The sequence below is a fragment of the Streptomyces sp. AHA2 genome (genome assembly GCF_036857595.1).
GTDB lineage: Bacteria > Actinomycetota > Actinomycetes > Streptomycetales > Streptomycetaceae > Streptomyces.
This window is the reverse complement of record NZ_JAUQWJ010000009.1, coordinates 55,919-73,050: the sequence shown is the minus strand read 5'-3', so window position 1 is coordinate 73,050 and position 17,132 is coordinate 55,919. Positions and strand designations below refer to the sequence as shown.

Here is a 17,132-nt window from a genome sequence, read left to right as displayed (position 1 = left end):
GAGACGCCCTCAGGGGGGCGCGGGCAACCGCGCGAACACGGCCGCCCGGACTACGCCGCTTCCTTCGCCTTACTGGCGTACATGTCCACGTACTCCTGCCCGGACAGCCGCATCACCTCGGTCATCACCGAGTCGGTCACGGCCCGCAGCACGTACCGGTCCCGGTCCATCCCCTCGTACCGGGAGAACTCCATCGCCTCGCCGAACCGCACCGTGACCTTGCCCGGCCGGGGCAAGCCGGCCCCGCCCGGCTGGAGCTTGTCCGTCCCGATCATGGCGAACGGCACCACCGGCGCACCCGTCATCAGCGTCAGCCGGGCGATGCCCGTCCGCCCGCGGTACAGGCGCCCGTCGGGCGAGCGCGTGCCCTCCGGGTAGATGCCGAAGATCCGGCCCTCCTCCAGCACGCGGCGCCCGGTCATCAGCGCGGCGACACCGCCCCGGCCGCCGTCGCGGTCGACCGGGATCATGCCGACGCCGGTGAAGAACCAGGCCATGAGCCGGCCCTTGAAGCCCTTGCCGGTCACGTACTCGTCCTTGCCGATGAAGAAGACCTGCCGGTCGCAGACCAGCGGCAGGATCATCGAGTCGATGAACGTGAGGTGGTTGCCCGCCAGGATGACCGGACCGTCGCCGGGAATGTGCTCCGCGCCCTCCACCTGGGGGCGGAACATCAGCCGCATGATCGGGCCGAGCACTGCCTTGATGAGCGCGAAGCGGGACAACGGACCCTCCGGTGTCAAGGGATGCGATATGAGTCTGTGCAGGTGAGGACGATACTCGTGGGGCGCGTGCTCGCGCACATCGGGCACGACGCCCGACCGCGACCTTACGCACTGTTGACACGGGCTCACCTGCGGTGAAGCAGCACCGTGCGGGCGTGGCGCGTCCGGAATGTGTGACACACATCGCCCCGCGGCACACCCTTCGCGTTCCCGGAAGCGGCCGGACGAATCGGCCGGATGCTACGAACCGTCAGTTCACCCGCCCCGTCAGCCACGGTGACATCCCGAGTCACCCGCGTGTTCCGCCTGCGGTCTCCCGTCCGTCATGTACGCGCCCCTACGATCGGCCCGCACTGACGGGCACGACGGCAGGAGGCGCTCATGGGAACGCGCGAGTCGAACGAGGAAACGACCGGCACCGGACGGCGGGCGCTGCTCGGCGCGGCGGTGCTCGGCACCGGCACCGCGGTCCTCGGGATGGCCGGAACGGCGAGAGCCGAAGGGGCCCGGCACGGCGGCAAGGGACTGGGCGGCCTGCCCAGGCCGACGATCATCGGCCACCGGGGGGCCAGCGGCTACCGCCCCGAACACACCATCGGCTCCTACCAGCTGGCCCTCGACATGGGCGCCGACATCGTCGAGGCGGGCGACCTGGTCCCGACGAAGGACGGCCACCTGGTGTGCCGTCACGAGCCGGAGATCGGCGGCACCACCGACGTCGCCGACCACCCGGAGTTCGCGGACCGCAAGAGGACCAAGGTCCTCGACGGCGTCTCCACCACCGGATGGTTCACCGAGGACTTCACGCTCGCCGAGCTGAAGAGGCTCCGCGCGGTCGAGCGCATCCCGGCCAACCGCCCGCACAACACCCTCTACGACGGCCGCTGGGAGATCCCCACCTTCGAGGAGGTCCTGCGCTGGCAGGACGAACAGACCCGCAGGCGCGGCAAGCAGGTGTGGATCTACCCCGAACTCAAGCACCCCACCTACTTCCGCAAGCTGGGCCTGCCGCTGGAGGAGCGCGTCGCCAAGCTGCTGCACCGGCACCGCAAGGACCGCCGGACCTCCCCGGTCGTCCTGCAGTCGTTCGAGCCGACGAGCGTCCAGCGGCTCGACAAGCTCGTCGACAACCCGCTGGTCGTGCTGCTGTCGTCGGCCGGCTCCCGCCCCTGGGACTTCGTCGAGACCGGCGACCCGCGCACCGTCGCCGACCTGGTCAAGCCGGCCGGCCTGCGGGAGATCGCCTCGTACGCGCAGGGCATCGGGCCGACCCTGGACCTGGTCATCCCGCGCGACGCGCAGGGCAGGCTCACCCAGCCGACCACCCTGGTCGCCGACGCCCACCGGGTGGGCCTGATCCTGCACCCCTACACCTTGCGCAACGAGAACCCCTTCCTGCCCGCCGAGTTCCGCAAGGGCACGGACGCGGACGCCTACGGTGACGTCTTCGGCGCCTACCGGGCCTACTTCGCGACCGGCATCGACGGCGTCTTCACCGACCAGCCCGACACCGGGCTGCTGGCGCGCGAGGACTTCCGCGACCGCTGACCTCGTCAACTCCCCGGCTCACACCGCCCGGTCGGGTGAGCTTTCGCCGCCCGGGCAACCCGCGGCCCGGGCGGCCGCGTCGCACCGCATATGACGCACGACCTGGTCACCGCCCTGCGCCCACTGCTCACTGCCGAGGCCGCTGCGGAGGCATATGCCACCGGAACCGAGGCGGGTGATCTGGAGCAAGCCGTCTGGCTTCGCCTGCTGGAGCGCCTGGACGCCGACGGGCCCCCGCGCGACCCCGGGCAGTGGCTGCGCCGGGCCGTCCGGGCGGAGGCCCGCCGCACCCGTCGCACGCGCCGTCTCGAACGGCCGTACCCCACCGAGCCGGTGGACGACGGCGGTGATCCCGAGCAGCTGGCCCTCGCCGCGGCCCGTGGGCGTGCCCTGCGCGCGGCCGTCCGCCGCCTCCCGGGTCGCTGCCCCCGGCTGATGGAGGCCCTGCTCGCGCCCGAGGACCTGACCTACCGGGAAATCGCAGGGGAGTTGGGTATCTCACAGGGCAGTCTTGGGCCAGAACGTTCCAGATGCCTGGGATGTCTGCGCAGATTGCTCACACCGGAGGTTGCGGCCCGCTGAGGACGGGGATAGGAGTGGGGGACCACCGGCGATCAGATGAGCGGGAGGCGTGCGCACATGGGCATGAGTGTGACCATCTCTGCGGCGACCGAGCAGGACGCGGAGCAGATCTTCAGGCTGCAGTACCTGTGCTTCCAGCCGGAGGCGGCGCTGTACGGCAACTACCGCATCGACCCGCTCGTCCAGACCCTCGACTCCGTCCGCGAGGAAGTCGCCCGCGACTGCGTCTTCGTGGCCCGGCTCGGCGACGAGGTCGTCGGCTCGGTCCGCGGCTCGGTCACCGAGGACGGCGCCGCCGTCATCGGCAAGCTCTGCGTCCACCCGCGCCTGCAGGGCCACGGCATCGGGGCCCGGCTGCTGCGCGCCGCCGAAGCGGCTCTCACCGACCGGCACGGCGCGACCCGCTTCCGGCTCCACACCGGTCACCGCAGCGAGGGCACCCTCCGCCTCTACCGCAAGGTCGGCTACCAGGCGGTGGGCACCTCCCAGGGCGCCGACGGCGTACCGATGATCGTCCTGGAGAAGCCGGCGGCCACCTACGCGGCCACGGCCTGATCCCTCCCGGGGGCGCGAGGCGTCCCGTACGGCCCGGCGCCGCCTGGCGACCTCAGGCGGCGTCGCCGTCGCGCGCCCGCGAGGCACGCAGCCAGTAGATGGCGGTGAGCGGCAGCAGCACGGGGATGAAGAGGTAACCCATCCCGAAGTCCGACCACACCGTGGCGTCCGGGAAGGCCGACGGATCGACCAGGGTCCAGGTGCCCACCGTCAGCACCCCGGCCAGCTCGGCGGCACAGCACGCCAGCGCGACCCTGCGCGCCGTCTCCCCGCCGCGCACCAGCGTGTACGTGATGAACCCGTACACCACCCCGGCCACCGCCGACAGCGAGTACGCCAGCGGCGCCCGGTCGAACTCCGTGGCGATCTGGTACGCCGAGCGCGACACCGCCCCGACGACCATCACGCCGTACAGCCACACCAGCAGCGCGCCCGGCCCGGAGGCCAGCCGCCGCCGGCCCGCCTCAGCCCGCCCAGATGTCATAGAGCCGCACCTCCAACACCGCCAGCACCACACCACCGGCCGCCACCGTCACCGAACCCCACCGGGTCCGCTCCGCCAGCGACATGAACCCCGCCGCCGGGACGCATGCGAAGGCCCCCAGCAGATAGGCCACGAAGATCGTCGTGCCCTGCTCCGGCTTCTCGCCCCGGGCCAGCAGCACGATCCCCACGACGAGCTGGACCAGCGACAGCAGGGTGACCACGGCCATCCCGATGAAGTGCCAGTCCTTCGTCGGCTGGTCGCGGTAGGCCGCCCAGCCGCACCAGGCGGCCAGCAGCAGCGCGGCGACGCCGGTCACCAGCGTCAGGACAGTGAGCATGCAGCGACCTTATTACGCCCCGAAAGGGCCCCTGCTCCGGGCCCTGGCCTGCACCGTAGGGTCGAGGCATGACGATCCACGCGCAGGCCCTGCTCTTCGACAACGACGGAACGCTCGTCTCCTCCCTCGCCTCGGTGGACCGCTGCTGGACACGGTGGGCCGCGGAGTACGGCATCACGGCGGAGGAGTTCGCCCGGGTCGAACTGCACGGCCGGCCGGCCGCCGAGATAGCCGCCGACCTGCTGCCCGCCGAGGTGGTGCCGCGGGCCGTGGCGCGGATCGAGGACCTGGAGGTCGAGGACGTGCCGCGCGGCGGCGTCCACCTGCTGCCCGGCACCCGCACCTTCCTCGACGCCCTGCCCGCCGACCGCTGGGCCGTCGTCACCTCCGCGACCCGGCGCCTGGCCGAGGCCCGTCTCGACGCCGTCGGCATCCTCCCCAAGACGCTGGTCGCCGCCGACGACATCACGCGCGGCAAGCCCGACCCGGAGCCGTACCTGCTGGCCGCCCGCGCACTCGGCGTGGATCCGGCCCACTGCGTCGTCTTCGAGGACGCTCCCGCCGGACTCGCCTCCGGCCGCGCCGCCGGGATGACCACCGTGGCGTTGGCCACAACCCACCGGGCCGCGGAACTCCACGCCGACCTGGTCGTGGAGAACCTGTCGGCCTTGTCCGCACTGGTCACCGACCGGGGTGTGGAGATCTCCGTGCGCGGCTGACCCGGCCGGCCCGTCCACCGCCGCTGTCCATCGGTGTCCAGCATCCGGACAGCGGCGGCCGGTCAGGACCGTACACATGTTTTACTTGCCGCATGACCACGACGAGCGACCGCATCCCCGCGACCGAGGCGACCACGACGCCCGGTGCTCGTTGTATGTGTCGAATGTGCGCCTTCTAGAGGGCCCCTGCACCACTTCTGAGCTCGCGCCCCGAAGCGAGACCGCGGCCCGTCCGCACGCCCTGGGCGGTGCGTGACGCGAAGCCGCCCGCGCACATGTTTCTCCCCGGTTCCCCTTTCCGTGAGAACCGTGTCGCGTCCCTGACCGAATGCACCTGTGCCCGGGCACACCCACGCCCGCGCACTCGACAGTGACGGAAACCCAGTGATCACCACTTCGGGCCTCACCAAGGTCTACCGCTCACGCGGCCGCGAGGTCACCGCCCTGGACGGTGTGGACCTGCACGTCCGCGAGGGCGAGGTGTACGGCGTCATCGGCCAGTCCGGCGCCGGCAAGTCCTCGCTCATCCGCTGCGTCAACCTCCTGGAACGCCCCACCTCCGGCACCGTGACCGTCGCCGGGCAGGACCTGACCGCCCTGGCGGGCCGCGGACCCCGCGCCGGAAAGGAACTGCGGCGGGCGCGCAGCCGGATCGGCATGGTCTTCCAGCACTTCAACCTGCTGTCCTCGCGCACGGTGCAGGACAACGTCGAGCTGCCGCTGGAGATCCTCGGCCGGTCCGGCGGGGACCGCTCCCGCAAGGCACTGGAACTGCTCGACCTGGTCGGCCTCGCCGACAAGGCGGGCGCCTACCCCTCCCAGCTGTCCGGCGGCCAGAAGCAGCGGGTGGGCATCGCCCGCGCCCTCGCCGGCGACCCCAAGGTCCTGCTGTCCGACGAGGCGACCAGCGCCCTGGACCCCGAGACCACCCGCTCCATCCTGGGACTGCTGCGCGACCTGAACCGGCAGCTCGGCCTCACCGTCCTGCTCATCACGCACGAGATGGACGTCGTGAAGTCGGTCTGCGACTCGGCGGCCCTCATGGAGAACGGCCGCATCGTCGAGTCGGGCACGGTCAGCGAGCTGCTGGCCACCCCCGGCTCCGAGCTGGCCGCCGCGCTGTTCCCGCTCGACGGCGAGGCCTCCGGCGCCGACCGCACCGTCGTCGACGTCACCTTCCAGGGCGAGAGCGCGACCCAGCCCGTCATCTCGCAGCTCGCCCGCACCTACAACATCGACATATCGATCCTCGGCGCGGCCATCGACACCGTCGGCGGTCTCCAGGTCGGCCGGATGCGCATCGAACTGCCCGGCCGCTACGAGGACAACGTCGTGCCGATCGGCTTCCTGCGTGAGCAGGGCCTGCAGATCGACGTCCCGGGCCACGAGTCCGTACTGGTGAAGGAAGGTGCCAAGTGACCTGGTCCGAGATGCAGCCCCTGCTGACCCAGGCGTGTTGGGACACGCTCTACATGGTCGGCTGGTCCACGCTCATCGCCGTCGTCGGCGGGCTCCCGCTGGGCATCCTGCTGGTGCTGACCGACCGCGGCGGTCTGCTGCAGAACGTCGTCGCCAACAAGGTCATCGGGCAGGTCGTGAACATCGCCCGCTCGCTGCCGTTCATCATCCTGATGGTCGCGCTGATGACCTTCACCCGGTGGATCACCGGAACGACCATCGGCCGGGAGGCCGCCATCGTGCCGCTGGCCGTCGGCGCCATCCCGTTCTTCGCGCGCCTGGTCGAGACGGCCGTCCGTGAAGTGGACCACGGCCTGGTCGAGGCCGTGCAGGCCATGGGCGGCAACACCTGGACCATCGTGCGCAAGGTCCTCGTCCCCGAGTCGCTGCCGTCGCTGATCGCCAGCACCACCACCACGGTCGTCGCCCTCATCGGCTACTCCGCCATGGCCGGCACCGTCGGCGCCGGCGGCCTCGGCGACATCGCCATCCGCTACGGCTACCAGCGGTTCGAGACCGAGCTGATGTGGATCACCGTCGCCATCCTCGCCGTCGTCATCTCCCTGATCCAGTTCGCCGGCGACTACGCGGCCCGTTCCCTGCACCGCCGCGGCGCCCGCTCGGGTCCCGCCCCGAAACTGCGGCTCCTCAAAGCCGCCTCCTGAACTCCCCGTCCACCCACGACGGGGCAGCACCACCCCACGGTCATAAGGAAAGGCACTTTTCGTGCGTAACACCGCCAAGATCACCACCGCCGTCCTCGCCGCCGGAGCCCTCACCCTCGGGCTCGGCGCGTGCGGGTCGGGCGACTCCGGTTCCGGCTCCGACGGGCCCCTCGTCGTCGCCGCCAGCCCCGCCCCGCACGCCGAGATCCTCACCTTCGTCAAGGACAACCTGGCGAAGAAGGAGGGACTCGACCTCGAGGTCAAGGAGTTCACCGACTACGTCACGCCCAACACCGCGACGCAGGACGGCTCCGTCGGCGCCAACTACTTCCAGAACAAGCCGTACCTCGACGACTTCAACAAGAAGAACGGCACCGACATCGTGCCCGTCGTCACGGTGCACCTGGAGCCGCTCGGCCTCTACTCCAACAAGGTCGACAAGGTCGAGGACCTCAAGAGCGGTGCGACCGTCGCCGTCCCCAACGACACCGTGAACGAGGCCCGCGCCCTCAAGCTCCTGTCGGACAACAAGCTGATCACCCTCAAGGAGGGCGTCGGCAACTCGGCGACCCCGGCCGACATCACCAAGAACCCCAAGAACCTCAAGTTCAAGGAGCTGGAGGCGGCCCAGACCCCGCGTTCCCTCGACGACGTGGACGCCTCCGTCGTCAACGGCAACTACGCCCTGGAGTCCGACCTCAAGCCCTCGAAGGACGCCCTGATCCTGGAGTCCCCGAAGGACAACCCCTACGGCAACTTCCTCGCCGTGAAGAAGGGCAACGAGGACGACCCGCGCGTGAAGAAGCTCGCGAAGCTGCTCACCTCGCCCGAGGTCAAGAAGTTCATCCAGGACAAGTACGCCGGCTCCGTGCTCGCCTCCTTCTGAGCCCTGCCCCCGGCACCCGCGCGCACGGGGCCCCGCCTCACGGCCGAGGCGGGGCCCCGTGGTGCGCACGAGTGCTTTCATGCTGCATGCTGGGCAGTTCAGCAGGCCCTGAAGGTTCACCGAAGGTTACGGAGCGGCGCATGACGAGCACCTTCCCCAACGTCTCCATCAGCACGGAGCGGTTGGTGCTGCGTCCCCTCGACGAGGACGACGTCCCCGCCCTGGCCGCGATGATGAACGACGAGCAGGTGGCGGCCTGGACCTCGGTCCCGCAGCCCTTCACGGAGGCCGGCGCCCGGACCTGGATCACCGAGCACGCCCCCACCGCCCGCACCGAGGGACGCGGCCTCGACTTCGCCGTCACCGAGTTCCTCACCCAGCGCCTGGTCGGCATCGTCCAGCTGGGGAAGACCAACTGGCACGTGCGCTCCACCGAACTGTCGTACATCATCGCGCCCTGGGCCCGCGGCGAGGGCTACGCCTCCGAAGCCGCCCTCGCCACCGCCCAATGGCTCTTCACGGACCAGAAGTTCGAACGCATCGAACTGCGCACGGCCGCCGACAACACCGCCTCCCAGCAGGTCGCCCAGAAGATCGGCTGCATCAGCGAGGGCGTCCTGCGCAACGCCTGCATAGCCCGCGCCCGGGCCGAGGACGGCACCTGGGCCGACGTACGCACCGACTACATCGTCTGGAGCCTGCTCCCGGAGGACCTCGAAGGCGTCGGGGAGCAGCGCGACGGTTTCACGTCGTTCGGCGACTGGAACTGAACGCCGCCCCCCACGGGCGGGCGGCGGCCACGACACCGGCACCCCCCTCCCCGACTCCACCGGGTACCCTCACCAAGCCCGCCCCCGGGCGGCTTCCCCCGACGACACGCAGACGACCTGCGAGACCCCCTGGAGACTGACGACGATGGCCGACCGGGTCACGGTGATCGGCTGGGACGGTTCGCCGCTGACCGCCGCGGCGAGCGCCGCCCTCGGCGCCGCCACGCTCGTGGCGGGCGCCGCCCACCACTTGGCGCTGCCCGAGGTGCCCGCCGGCGCCGAACGCATCCGCCTCGGCAGCGTCGCCCTCGCCGCCCGCCGCATCGCCGCCCACCGCGGCACGGCCGTCGTCCTCGCCGACGGGGACCCCGGCTTCTTCGGCGTCGTACGCAGCCTGCGCGCACCGGAGTTCGGGCTCGAGGTCGAAGTCGTCCCCGCCGTCTCCTCGGTGGCCGCCGCCTTCGCCCGGGCCGGAATGCCCTGGGACGACGCCCAGGTGGTCGTCGCACACCGGCGCACCCTGCGACGCGCGGTCAACGTATGCCGCGCCCACACCAAGGTCGCCGTCCTCACCTCACCCGGCGCCGGACCCGCCGAACTCGGCCTGCTCCTCGAAGGAGTTCACCGCTCGTTCGTCGTCTGTGAGGAACTCGGCACCGACCGCGAACGCGTCAGCGTCGTCACCTCCGACAAGGCCGCCGACCACACCTGGCGCGACCCCAACGTCGTCATCGTCCTGGGCGGCCCCGTCCGGCCGGAGACGGCAGGGGAGAACGGCGGCTGGATCGCCGGCCGCGACCCGTCCGCCGGACCGCGCGGCTGGACCCTGCCCGCCGACACCTACGACGGCGTCCCCGGCGAGGGCGAGACGCCGTTGCTGCGCGTCTCCCAACTCGCCCGCCTGGGACCGCGCCCCGGCGACCTCGTATGGGACATCGGCTGCGGCGGCGGCGCCTTCGCCGTGGAGGCCGCACGCGCCGGCGCCGGCGTCATCGCCGTCGACAGCGACCGCGACGCCTGTGCCCGCACCGACGCCGCCGCCCGCCGCCTCGGCATCCCGCTCCAGGTCGTCCACGGCACCGCCCCGCACGTCCTGGAGAACCTTCCCGAGCCGGACGTCGTCCGCGTCGGCGGCGGGGGAGCGGCCGTCGTCTCCGCCGTCGCCGACCGCCGCCCCCAGCGCATCGTCACGCACGCCGCCACCCGCGACGCCGCCGAACTCGTCGGCCGCGACCTGACCGAGCACGGCTACACCGTCGAGTGCGCCCTCCTCCAGTCCGTCGAACTCGACACCCGGGCCTGGACGGAGAAGGAACGGAGCGTCGCGTTCCTGCTCAGCGGCGTGCTGCCGAAACGCGGCCTCTGACCCGACGACCGTCCCCGTGATCGGTTTGTCGTACCGCGCGCGGTAGGCTGGCCGATCGCTGCACCGCACCCGGACCCCCGGCACTTCGTCGGCCAATGTCCGGAAAGCCCGCCCGTTTTGGGAGGGGTGTGGTACGGCAGAACCGAAGGACGCGCAACGTGGCGCAGTCCACAGCGGAACCGTCGCGGATCATGCTGCCGTGAGGGTGGTACGGCCGCAACAATGCCACTGAGTGGCTTTGTCGCCTTTTCCGGCGGGCCGTTCGTGCCGCTGGGGACGCACGCTCGTTCTTCACTGCGGGGCGGTCGGTGCGCCGTTCCGGCGAGCTGGTCGTAGGAGCACTAACCGATGGGCGAGGGGTACGCATGACCGACACCGGCCAGGTCCCGGGCGAGGGACTGCCGGAGAGCGCAGGCATGGTGGAGCAGCCGGGCGCCTCCGCGCACGGTCCGTACACCTACCTCTCCGACGACTCCACCGAGGACGAAGACCTGCTGCTGCCGGGTGCCCAGGGCGCGTGGGGCAACGAGGTCCCGCCGCCCGCGCCGGAGCCGGTCGTCGAGACCGTGCACCAGCCCGGCCCGCACGAACTCTCCGGCCGCGACAGCGGCTCGGTGGACCTCGGCGGCGTCCGCCTGCCGGACCCGCCGCCGATCCCGCCCATCACCCCGCGCCGGCCGCTCCACCTCGGCCCGCCCCTGCCCGACACCTCCGCCAGCCCGGTCCGCTCCCTCGCCGACCGCGGCCCCGCGGACGCGCCGGTGCGCCAGCCCGCCGTCGCCCAGCCCCCGGGCCCCGAGTACCTCGACGCGCCCCGGGCCGCCGAGACGCCCGCGGGCGCGCCGTGGGGTGCGCAGGCCGCGCCCCAGGCCCCGACGGCTGCCGGGGCGGCGCCTGCGGAAACGGTTGTTCCGGAAGCGGCTGTTCCGGAAACCGCTGTACCGGGAACGGCCCCGGCGGGCACGGTCGAGGCGGTCGCGACCCCCACGGCACCGCAGCCGGCCGGGGCCGCGCACACGGCTCAGGCCGCACAGCCCGCGCACGCGGAGCAGCCGGTGCCGGTCGCCGGTGGGCCGGAGGGCCAGCTCCTCGACGCTCAGCAGGGTCTTCCGGTGCCGGCGCAGGCCGTGGCCGTCGACCCCGCAGGCGCGGGCACGGCCCGGGGTGCCGGGCACGTCCCCGACGCGGTGGGAGTGGGCCCGGTGGAGGGCGGTACGACCGGTGACGCGGCTGCCGGGGAGGCGGGCCAGGTGCCCGATCCCGCGGGCGCCGCTGCCGAGAGCACCGGTCCTGACACGGCTCGGGCCGCGGCGGACGACGCCGTCGCCGCCGGTGCGGCCGACGCCGCCGCTGATCGGGCGCACGCGGCCGGGCCGGCCGTCACGGAGGCCGGCGCGGCGAGCGGTCAGCCGGCCGCTGCCGGTCCCGCCGGTGCTGAGGCCGCTTCCGAGGCGGGCCGAGCCGGCTCCGTCGCCCCCGAGTCGGACGCGGCCCAGGGGGGTCCGGACGGGTTCGCCGTGACGTCCGCGGAAGCCGGGGCCGTCCAGGACCCGGTCGTGTCGCAGGCCGCCGCCGCGGAAGCCACCGGGCAGGCCGGAGCGGGCGTGGCCGGAGCCGTGGATGCCGTGCAGCCGGGCGCGGTCGCCGCTGCCGCCGAGGCGGGCGACCGGGCCGCGACCCCTGCCGACCAGGGCCCGGCGATCGCTCACGAGGATCTCGCCGGCGTCCGGCAGAGCCTTGCCGGCGCCGACCAGGGCCCGGCTTCCGCCGACCAGGGCACTGCCGTTGCCGCGCAGCCCGCGGCTGCCGCCGAGCAGGGGCCCGCCCTTGCCGAGCAGGGCCGGACCGCCGTTGAGCAGCCCGCGGCTGCCGCCGGGCAGACGTCGCCCGCAGCTCCACAAGCCCCGGCTGCCGCTCCCGGTGCGACGACTCCCGTCCCGGAGACCGCGGCCCCGGCTGCCGACGCCTCAACTCCCGCGGCCCCTGCGGCAACCGCGGTTCCCGAGGCGGCCCCGGCTCCCGAGGCGCCGACTCCCGCGCCCCAGCCGGCCAGTGCGGCCCCCGAAGCCACGGCGACCTCCGACGCCGTGACACCCGCCTCGCAGACCGCACCTGCCCCGGAGACGACGCCTGCACCGGAGTCCGCCCCGGCCCCGCAGACCGCCCCGACTCCCGAGCCCGCCCCCTCCCCGGAAGCCGTCGCTCCGTTGGCCCCTGAACCCGCCGTCGTGAACCCGCCCGAGGCCGCCGCTGAGGGCCCGGCCGGCGTTTCCCAGGGTGCTTTGGAGGCCGCGGCCGCGACGGCCGACGGCGCGGCACCGCCGGCGACGGCCGCTCAGGCCCCCGCTGCGCCCGAAGCACCGGCCGGCGGCCAAGCAGCCGGGCCGGCACCGCTGGTGACGGCCCCCCAGCCGGCCACCTCCGAGGCCCCCGCACCCACCGCAGCGGCCCCGGAGGCACCGGTCGAGGCGGCCGCCACCCCCGAACACGCGAGCGCGGTGGGGACCGCCGAAGCCGAGCAGGCGCAGCCCGAGGCACCCGCCGGATTCCCCGCCCCCGCGGACGGGGAACCCGCCCCCGAACCGGCCGGCCCGACGGTATCGGCCACCGCGCACGTCACCGTCGTCGTCCCCGCCCCCGTACCGGACGGGAACGGCACGCAGCCCGTGCAGGGACCGCAGCAGTCGCAGCCCGGGACGCCCGGAGCCGTGGTCGCGGTGCCCGCGCCCCGCGAGGGCGACGGCGACGCCGGACTCGCGCAGAGCGCCGACGACCTGGACACCCGGGCCGCCGACCAGGAGGACCTGGAGGACCAGGAGAACCAGAGAGAAGAGAGCGCGGCAGCCGTGGCCGAAGCACGCCCGTCCACCGGCCCCGCCGCCCCGGGCTACGACCCCGCCGAGCGCGAGGCCGTCCTGAAGGTCATGCGCGAACGCCGCGACATCCGCAACGGCTTCCGCAGCGACCCCATCCCGCACGAGGTGCTGCTGCGCGTCCTGGAGGCCGCCCACCACGCGCCCTCCGTGGGCCACTCGCAGCCCTGGGACTTCGTCGTGATCCGCTCCGCCGACACGCGGCGCGCGATGCACGAACTGGCCATGCGCCAGCGCGACGCGTACGCGAAGTCCCTCCCCAAGGGCCGGGCCAAGCAGTTCAAGGAACTGAAGATCGAGGCCATCCTCGACACGCCGGTGAACATCGTCGTCACCGCCGACCCGACCCGTGGCGGCCGCCACACCCTCGGCCGCCACACCCAGCCCCAGATGGCCCCGTACTCCGCCGCGCTGGCCGTGGAGAACCTCTGGCTCGCCGCCCGCGCCGAAGGACTCGGCGTCGGCTGGGTCAGCTTCTTCGACGAGCGCGAGATGGTGCGCGCGCTCGGGCTGCCCGAGCACCTCGAGGTCATCGCCTATCTGTGCGTCGGTTACGTCGACGAGTTCCCGGACGAGCCCGAGCTGCTGCAGGCGGGCTGGTCCAAGCGCCGCCCGCTGTCGTGGGTCGTGCACGAGGAGACGTACGGCCGACGCGCACTGCCCGGAGAGGAACCGCACGACCTGCTCGCCGAGACCGTGGCGCAGATCCGCCCGCTGGACGCCAAGGCGCTCGGCGAGGCGTGGGAGCGCCAGAAGCGCATGACCAAGCCGGCCGGAGCGCTCGGCATGCTGGAGATCATCTCCGCGCAGCTGTCGGGTCTGTCCCGCCAGTGCCCGCCGCCCATCCCGGAGCCCGCCGCCGTGGCGATCTTCGCGGGCGACCACGGCGTCCACGCGCAGGGGGTCACCCCCTGGCCGCAGGAGGTCACGGCCCAGATGGTGGCCAACTTCCTCGGTGGCGGCGCCGTCTGCAACGCCTTCGCGACCCAGGTGGGCGCCGAGGTGTGCATCATCGACGTGGGCGTCGCCGCCGACCTCCCGGCCACCCCGGGGCTGCTGCCCCGCAAGATCCGCGGTGGCACGTCCGACATGACGACCGGCCCCGCGATGAGCCGCGAGGAGGCCAGGCAGGCCATCGAGGTCGGCATCGAGACCGCCCGCGACCTGGTCGCCGCCGGGAACAAGGCCCTGCTCACCGGTGAGATGGGCATCGCCAACACGACCGCGTCGGCCGCCCTGATCTCCGTCTTCACGGGCGCCGACCCGGCCGAGGTCACGGGCCGGGGGACCGGCATCAACGACGAGACCCTCGCCCGCAAGACCGAGGTCGTCCGCCGCGCCCTGGAACTGCACCAACCGGACCCGGCCGACCCGATCGGGGCGCTCGCCGCGATCGGCGGCTTCGAGCACGCCGCCATCGTCGGCCTCCTCCTCGGCGGCGCCTCGCTGCGCACGCCGGTGATCCTGGACGGGGTGAGCGCCGGTGCCGCCGCCCTGGTCGCCCGGGCGATCGCCCCCGAGGTCCTGGCCGCGTGCATCGCGGGCCACCGCAGTGCCGAGCCGGGCCATGTGGCGGCCCTCAACAAGCTGGGTCTGCGCCCCCTGGTCGACCTGGACCTGCGCCTCGGCGAGGGCACGGGCGCCCTGCTGGCCCTGCCCCTGGTGCAGAGCACGGCCCGGGCCATGCACGAGGTCGCGACGTTCGACTCCGCGGGAGTGACCGAGAAGTAGGGAATGACCGAGAAGTAGGGTCGAACCGTTTCCGGTGGCTTTGCGCCCGGCCGGGGTGCTCAGCCACCGGACACCCGTGCCGCGCGGAGGCCCGCGCGGCTTAAAATCCGCACGTCAGGGCCGCCGCCGAACCCGCCCCCTCAGGAGCCCCACCACCATGGCCGAACACCCCGCCTACCCCGTAGGCCTCCGCCTCGCCGGCCGCCGCGTGGTCGTCCTGGGCGGTGGCCAGGTCGCCCAGCGCCGCCTGCCCGCCCTCATCGCGGCGGGCGCGGACCTCGTCCTGGTGTCCCCGGAGGTCACCCCCTCGGTGCAGGCCATGGCCGACGCCGGGGAGCTGACCTGGCACCGGCGCCGCTACGAGGAGGGCGACCTCGACGGCGCCTGGTACGCCCTCGTCGCCACCAGCGACCCGCAGGCCAACACGCTCGCCTCGGCGGAGGCGGAACACCGGCGCGTGTGGTGCGTGCGCGCCGACGACGCCGACGTGGCCACGGCCTGGACACCGGCCAGCGGGCACAGCGAGAGCGAGGGCGTCACCGTCGCCGTCCTCACCACCGACGCGCGCGAGCGCGATCCCCGTCACATCGCCGCCATCCGCGACGCCGTGGTCGAGGGCCTGCGCGACGGCACGCTCGTCGCCCCCCACCACCGCACCCGCACGCCCGGAGTGGCGCTGGTCGGCGGCGGCCCCGGCGACCCGGACCTGATCACCGTGCGCGGCCGCCGCCTGCTCGCCGGGGCGGACGTGGTCATCACCGATCACCTCGGCCCGCGCGACCTGCTCGCCGAGCTGCCCCCCAACGTCGAGGTGATCGACGCGGCGAAGCTGCCGTACGGCCGTTTCATGGCGCAGGAGGCCATCAACAACGCCCTGATCGAGTACGCCAAGCAGGGCAAGGCCGTCGTACGGCTCAAGGGCGGTGACCCGTTCGTCTACGGGCGCGGCATGGAGGAGGTCCAGGCGCTCGCCGAGGCGGGGATAGCCTGCACGGTCGTGCCGGGCATCTCCAGCTCGATCTCGGTCCCGGGGGCGGCGGGCATCCCGGTCACCCACCGCGGGGTCGCCCACGAGTTCACGGTGGTCAGCGGCCATGTCGCCCCCGACGACGAGCGGTCCCTGGTCGACTGGCCGTCGCTCGCGAAGCTCACCGGCACGCTCGTGATCCTCATGGGCGTCGGCACGATCGGGAAGGTCGCCGAGACGCTCGTCGCCCACGGCAAGTCCCCCGACACGCCCGTCGCTCTCATCCAGGAGGGCACGACGGCCGCCCAGCGCCGGGTCGACGCCACCCTCGCCACCGTCGGGGAGACCGTACGGACCGAGAACGTGAAGCCCCCGGCCGTGATCGTGATCGGACCGGTCGTCACCGTCGGCCCCCAGACCGTCGAACAACTCCAGTGATGAGCGGGACGTCACCCGTCCCGCGCCCTCGCACCCCTTCCAGGACAGGCAGTACACCGCTGTGGCCGAACTCATCACCGTCGAGGACCCGGACGACCCGCGCCTGCGCGACTACACCGGCCTGACCGACGTGGAACTGCGCCGCAAGCGCGAACCCGCAGAAGGCCTGTTCATCGCCGAGGGCGAGAAGGTCATCCGGCGGGCCGGGGACGCCGGCTACGCGATGCGCTCGATGCTGCTGTCGGCCAAGTGGGTCGACGCCATGCGGGACGTGATCGGCGACCTCCCCGCCCCCGTCTACGTCGTCAGTCCCGCGCTGGCCGAGCAGGTCACCGGCTACCACGTGCACCGCGGTGCCCTCGCCTCCATGCAGCGCAAGCCGCTGCCCACGGCGGCCGGCCTGCTGAGCACCGCCCGCCGCGTGGTGGTCATGGAGTCGGTCAACGACCACACCAACATCGGCGCGATCTTCCGCTCGGCCGCCGCCCTCGGCATGGACGCGGTCCTGCTCTCCCCGGACTGCGCGGACCCCCTCTACCGCCGCAGCGTGAAGGTGTCCATGGGCGCGGTCTTCTCCGTCCCGTACGCCCGCCTGGACGCCTGGCCCAGCGACCTGCAGTCGGTCCGCGAGGCGGGCTTCACCCTGCTCGCCCTCACGCCCGACGAGAAGGCCCGGTCCCTGGACGAGGCCGCCCCGCACACCCTGGACCGCGTGGCGCTCATGCTCGGCGCCGAGGGCGACGGCCTGTCCGCCCGAGCCCTGGCGGCCGCCGACGAGTGGGTCCGCATCCCCATGTCCCACGGCGTCGACTCCCTCAACGTCGGGGCGGCCGCGGCCGTGGCCTTCTACGCCGTGACCACCGGCCGGCCCCCGGCCTAGGGCCTGTCTGACCATTCCCTCCCGTCTCGCGCGCCATGCACGCACTCTCGCCGCACCGGGCGCAGAGCCGAGTACATCCCGTACGACGCTCTACGCCCGGCACGCCGACAGCACGCACCTGACGCCGCGAGGCCGCCCTCCGGGC

15 protein-coding genes are annotated in these 17,132 nt (G+C 73.2%); 12 read left to right on the top strand and 3 right to left on the bottom strand.

Annotated features, from left to right (window positions below; genetic code table 11):
- Positions 1-50: 50 nt before the first annotated feature.
- On the bottom strand, positions 51-725 hold the full coding sequence (locus Q5694_RS19780; RefSeq protein WP_333934499.1) for a lysophospholipid acyltransferase family protein: 675 nt from the start codon (positions 723-725) through the stop codon (positions 51-53).
- 381 nt (positions 726-1,106) lie between these two features.
- On the opposite strand from Q5694_RS19780, the gene Q5694_RS19775 reads away from it, so the two are divergent.
- From Q5694_RS19775 to Q5694_RS19765, 3 genes are all read left to right on the top strand, one after another.
- The gene (locus Q5694_RS19775) at positions 1,107-2,273 is read left to right on the top strand and encodes a glycerophosphodiester phosphodiesterase (protein WP_333934498.1); all 1,167 of its coding nucleotides are present in this window, start codon (positions 1,107-1,109) and stop codon (positions 2,271-2,273) included.
- Positions 2,274-2,363: 90 nt separating this feature from the next.
- Positions 2,364-2,855, top strand: a complete 492-nt coding sequence (locus Q5694_RS19770) for a sigma-70 family RNA polymerase sigma factor (RefSeq protein ID WP_333934497.1) — start codon at positions 2,364-2,366, stop codon at positions 2,853-2,855.
- Positions 2,856-2,912: 57 nt separating this feature from the next.
- The gene (locus Q5694_RS19765) at positions 2,913-3,410 is read left to right on the top strand and encodes a GNAT family N-acetyltransferase (RefSeq protein ID WP_333934496.1); all 498 of its coding nucleotides are present in this window, start codon (positions 2,913-2,915) and stop codon (positions 3,408-3,410) included.
- A 52-nt stretch (positions 3,411-3,462) separates the two neighbouring features.
- On the opposite strand, the gene Q5694_RS19760 is transcribed toward Q5694_RS19765, so the two are convergent.
- The gene (locus Q5694_RS19760) at positions 3,463-3,894 is read right to left on the bottom strand and encodes a hypothetical protein (RefSeq protein WP_333934495.1); all 432 of its coding nucleotides are present in this window, start codon (positions 3,892-3,894) and stop codon (positions 3,463-3,465) included.
- Positions 3,875-4,234, bottom strand: coding sequence for a hypothetical protein (locus tag Q5694_RS19755; RefSeq protein ID WP_333934494.1), 360 nt, complete (start codon positions 4,232-4,234; stop codon positions 3,875-3,877). Before Q5694_RS19755 ends, Q5694_RS19760 begins: the two co-directional genes overlap by 20 nt.
- Positions 4,235-4,302: 68 nt before the next feature.
- On the opposite strand from Q5694_RS19755, the gene Q5694_RS19750 reads away from it, so the two are divergent.
- The 9 genes from Q5694_RS19750 to Q5694_RS19710 all read left to right on the top strand — a co-directional run bounded on the left by Q5694_RS19750 (position 4,303) and on the right by Q5694_RS19710 (position 16,987).
- Positions 4,303-4,953, top strand: a complete 651-nt coding sequence (locus Q5694_RS19750) for an HAD family hydrolase (protein WP_333934493.1) — start codon at positions 4,303-4,305, stop codon at positions 4,951-4,953.
- A gap of 384 nt (positions 4,954-5,337) precedes the next feature.
- The gene (locus tag Q5694_RS19745) at positions 5,338-6,372 is read left to right on the top strand and encodes a methionine ABC transporter ATP-binding protein (RefSeq protein WP_333934492.1); all 1,035 of its coding nucleotides are present in this window, start codon (positions 5,338-5,340) and stop codon (positions 6,370-6,372) included.
- Entirely contained in the window at positions 6,369-7,076 is a 708-nt protein-coding gene (locus Q5694_RS19740) for a methionine ABC transporter permease (protein ID WP_333934491.1), read from the top strand. The genes Q5694_RS19745 and Q5694_RS19740 overlap by 4 nt, the downstream gene beginning before the upstream one ends.
- A 61-nt stretch (positions 7,077-7,137) precedes the next feature.
- Complete coding sequence (locus Q5694_RS19735; protein WP_333934490.1) at positions 7,138-7,962, top strand: MetQ/NlpA family ABC transporter substrate-binding protein; 825 nt, start codon at positions 7,138-7,140, stop codon at positions 7,960-7,962.
- 140 nt (positions 7,963-8,102) lie between these two features.
- Positions 8,103-8,732: a GNAT family N-acetyltransferase gene (locus tag Q5694_RS19730; RefSeq protein ID WP_333934489.1), complete on the top strand. Its 630-nt coding sequence runs from the start codon at positions 8,103-8,105 to the stop codon at positions 8,730-8,732.
- A 145-nt stretch (positions 8,733-8,877) separates the two neighbouring features.
- Positions 8,878-10,098 carry a precorrin-6y C5,15-methyltransferase (decarboxylating) subunit CbiE gene (gene cbiE / locus Q5694_RS19725; RefSeq protein ID WP_333934488.1) on the top strand — a complete coding sequence of 407 codons (1,221 nt, stop codon included), beginning with the start codon at positions 8,878-8,880 and terminating at the stop codon, positions 10,096-10,098.
- A gap of 365 nt (positions 10,099-10,463) precedes the next feature.
- The gene (cobT, locus tag Q5694_RS19720) at positions 10,464-14,702 is read left to right on the top strand and encodes a nicotinate-nucleotide--dimethylbenzimidazole phosphoribosyltransferase (RefSeq protein WP_333934487.1); all 4,239 of its coding nucleotides are present in this window, start codon (positions 10,464-10,466) and stop codon (positions 14,700-14,702) included.
- A 157-nt stretch (positions 14,703-14,859) separates the two neighbouring features.
- Positions 14,860-16,107 carry a uroporphyrinogen-III C-methyltransferase gene (cobA, locus tag Q5694_RS19715; protein WP_333934486.1) on the top strand — a complete coding sequence of 416 codons (1,248 nt, stop codon included), beginning with the start codon at positions 14,860-14,862 and terminating at the stop codon, positions 16,105-16,107.
- A 61-nt stretch (positions 16,108-16,168) separates the two neighbouring features.
- Positions 16,169-16,987 (top strand): TrmH family RNA methyltransferase, encoded by an 819-nt coding sequence (locus Q5694_RS19710; protein ID WP_333934485.1) that lies wholly within the window; start codon positions 16,169-16,171, stop codon positions 16,985-16,987.
- Positions 16,988-17,132: the final 145 nt, after the last annotated feature.

Excerpts from the sequence above, each read along its gene's own strand:
- Q5694_RS19730 (WP_333934489.1), top strand. The coding sequence starts at position 8,103 with ATGACGAGCACCTTCCCCAACGTCTCCATCAGCACGGAGCGGTTGGTG.
- Q5694_RS19770 (WP_333934497.1), top strand. The coding sequence starts at position 2,364 with ATGACGCACGACCTGGTCACCGCCCTGCGCCCACTGCTCACTGCCGAG.
- Q5694_RS19755 (WP_333934494.1), bottom strand. The coding sequence starts at position 4,234 with ATGCTCACTGTCCTGACGCTGGTGACCGGCGTCGCCGCGCTGCTGCTG.
- cbiE (WP_333934488.1), top strand. The coding sequence starts at position 8,878 with ATGGCCGACCGGGTCACGGTGATCGGCTGGGACGGTTCGCCGCTGACC.
- Q5694_RS19760 (WP_333934495.1), bottom strand. The coding sequence starts at position 3,894 with ATGACATCTGGGCGGGCTGAGGCGGGCCGGCGGCGGCTGGCCTCCGGG.
- cobT (WP_333934487.1), top strand. The coding sequence starts at position 10,464 with ATGACCGACACCGGCCAGGTCCCGGGCGAGGGACTGCCGGAGAGCGCA.
- Q5694_RS19750 (WP_333934493.1), top strand. The coding sequence starts at position 4,303 with ATGACGATCCACGCGCAGGCCCTGCTCTTCGACAACGACGGAACGCTC.
- cobA (WP_333934486.1), top strand. The coding sequence starts at position 14,860 with ATGGCCGAACACCCCGCCTACCCCGTAGGCCTCCGCCTCGCCGGCCGC.
- Q5694_RS19765 (WP_333934496.1), top strand. The coding sequence starts at position 2,913 with ATGGGCATGAGTGTGACCATCTCTGCGGCGACCGAGCAGGACGCGGAG.
- Q5694_RS19775 (WP_333934498.1), top strand. The coding sequence starts at position 1,107 with ATGGGAACGCGCGAGTCGAACGAGGAAACGACCGGCACCGGACGGCGG.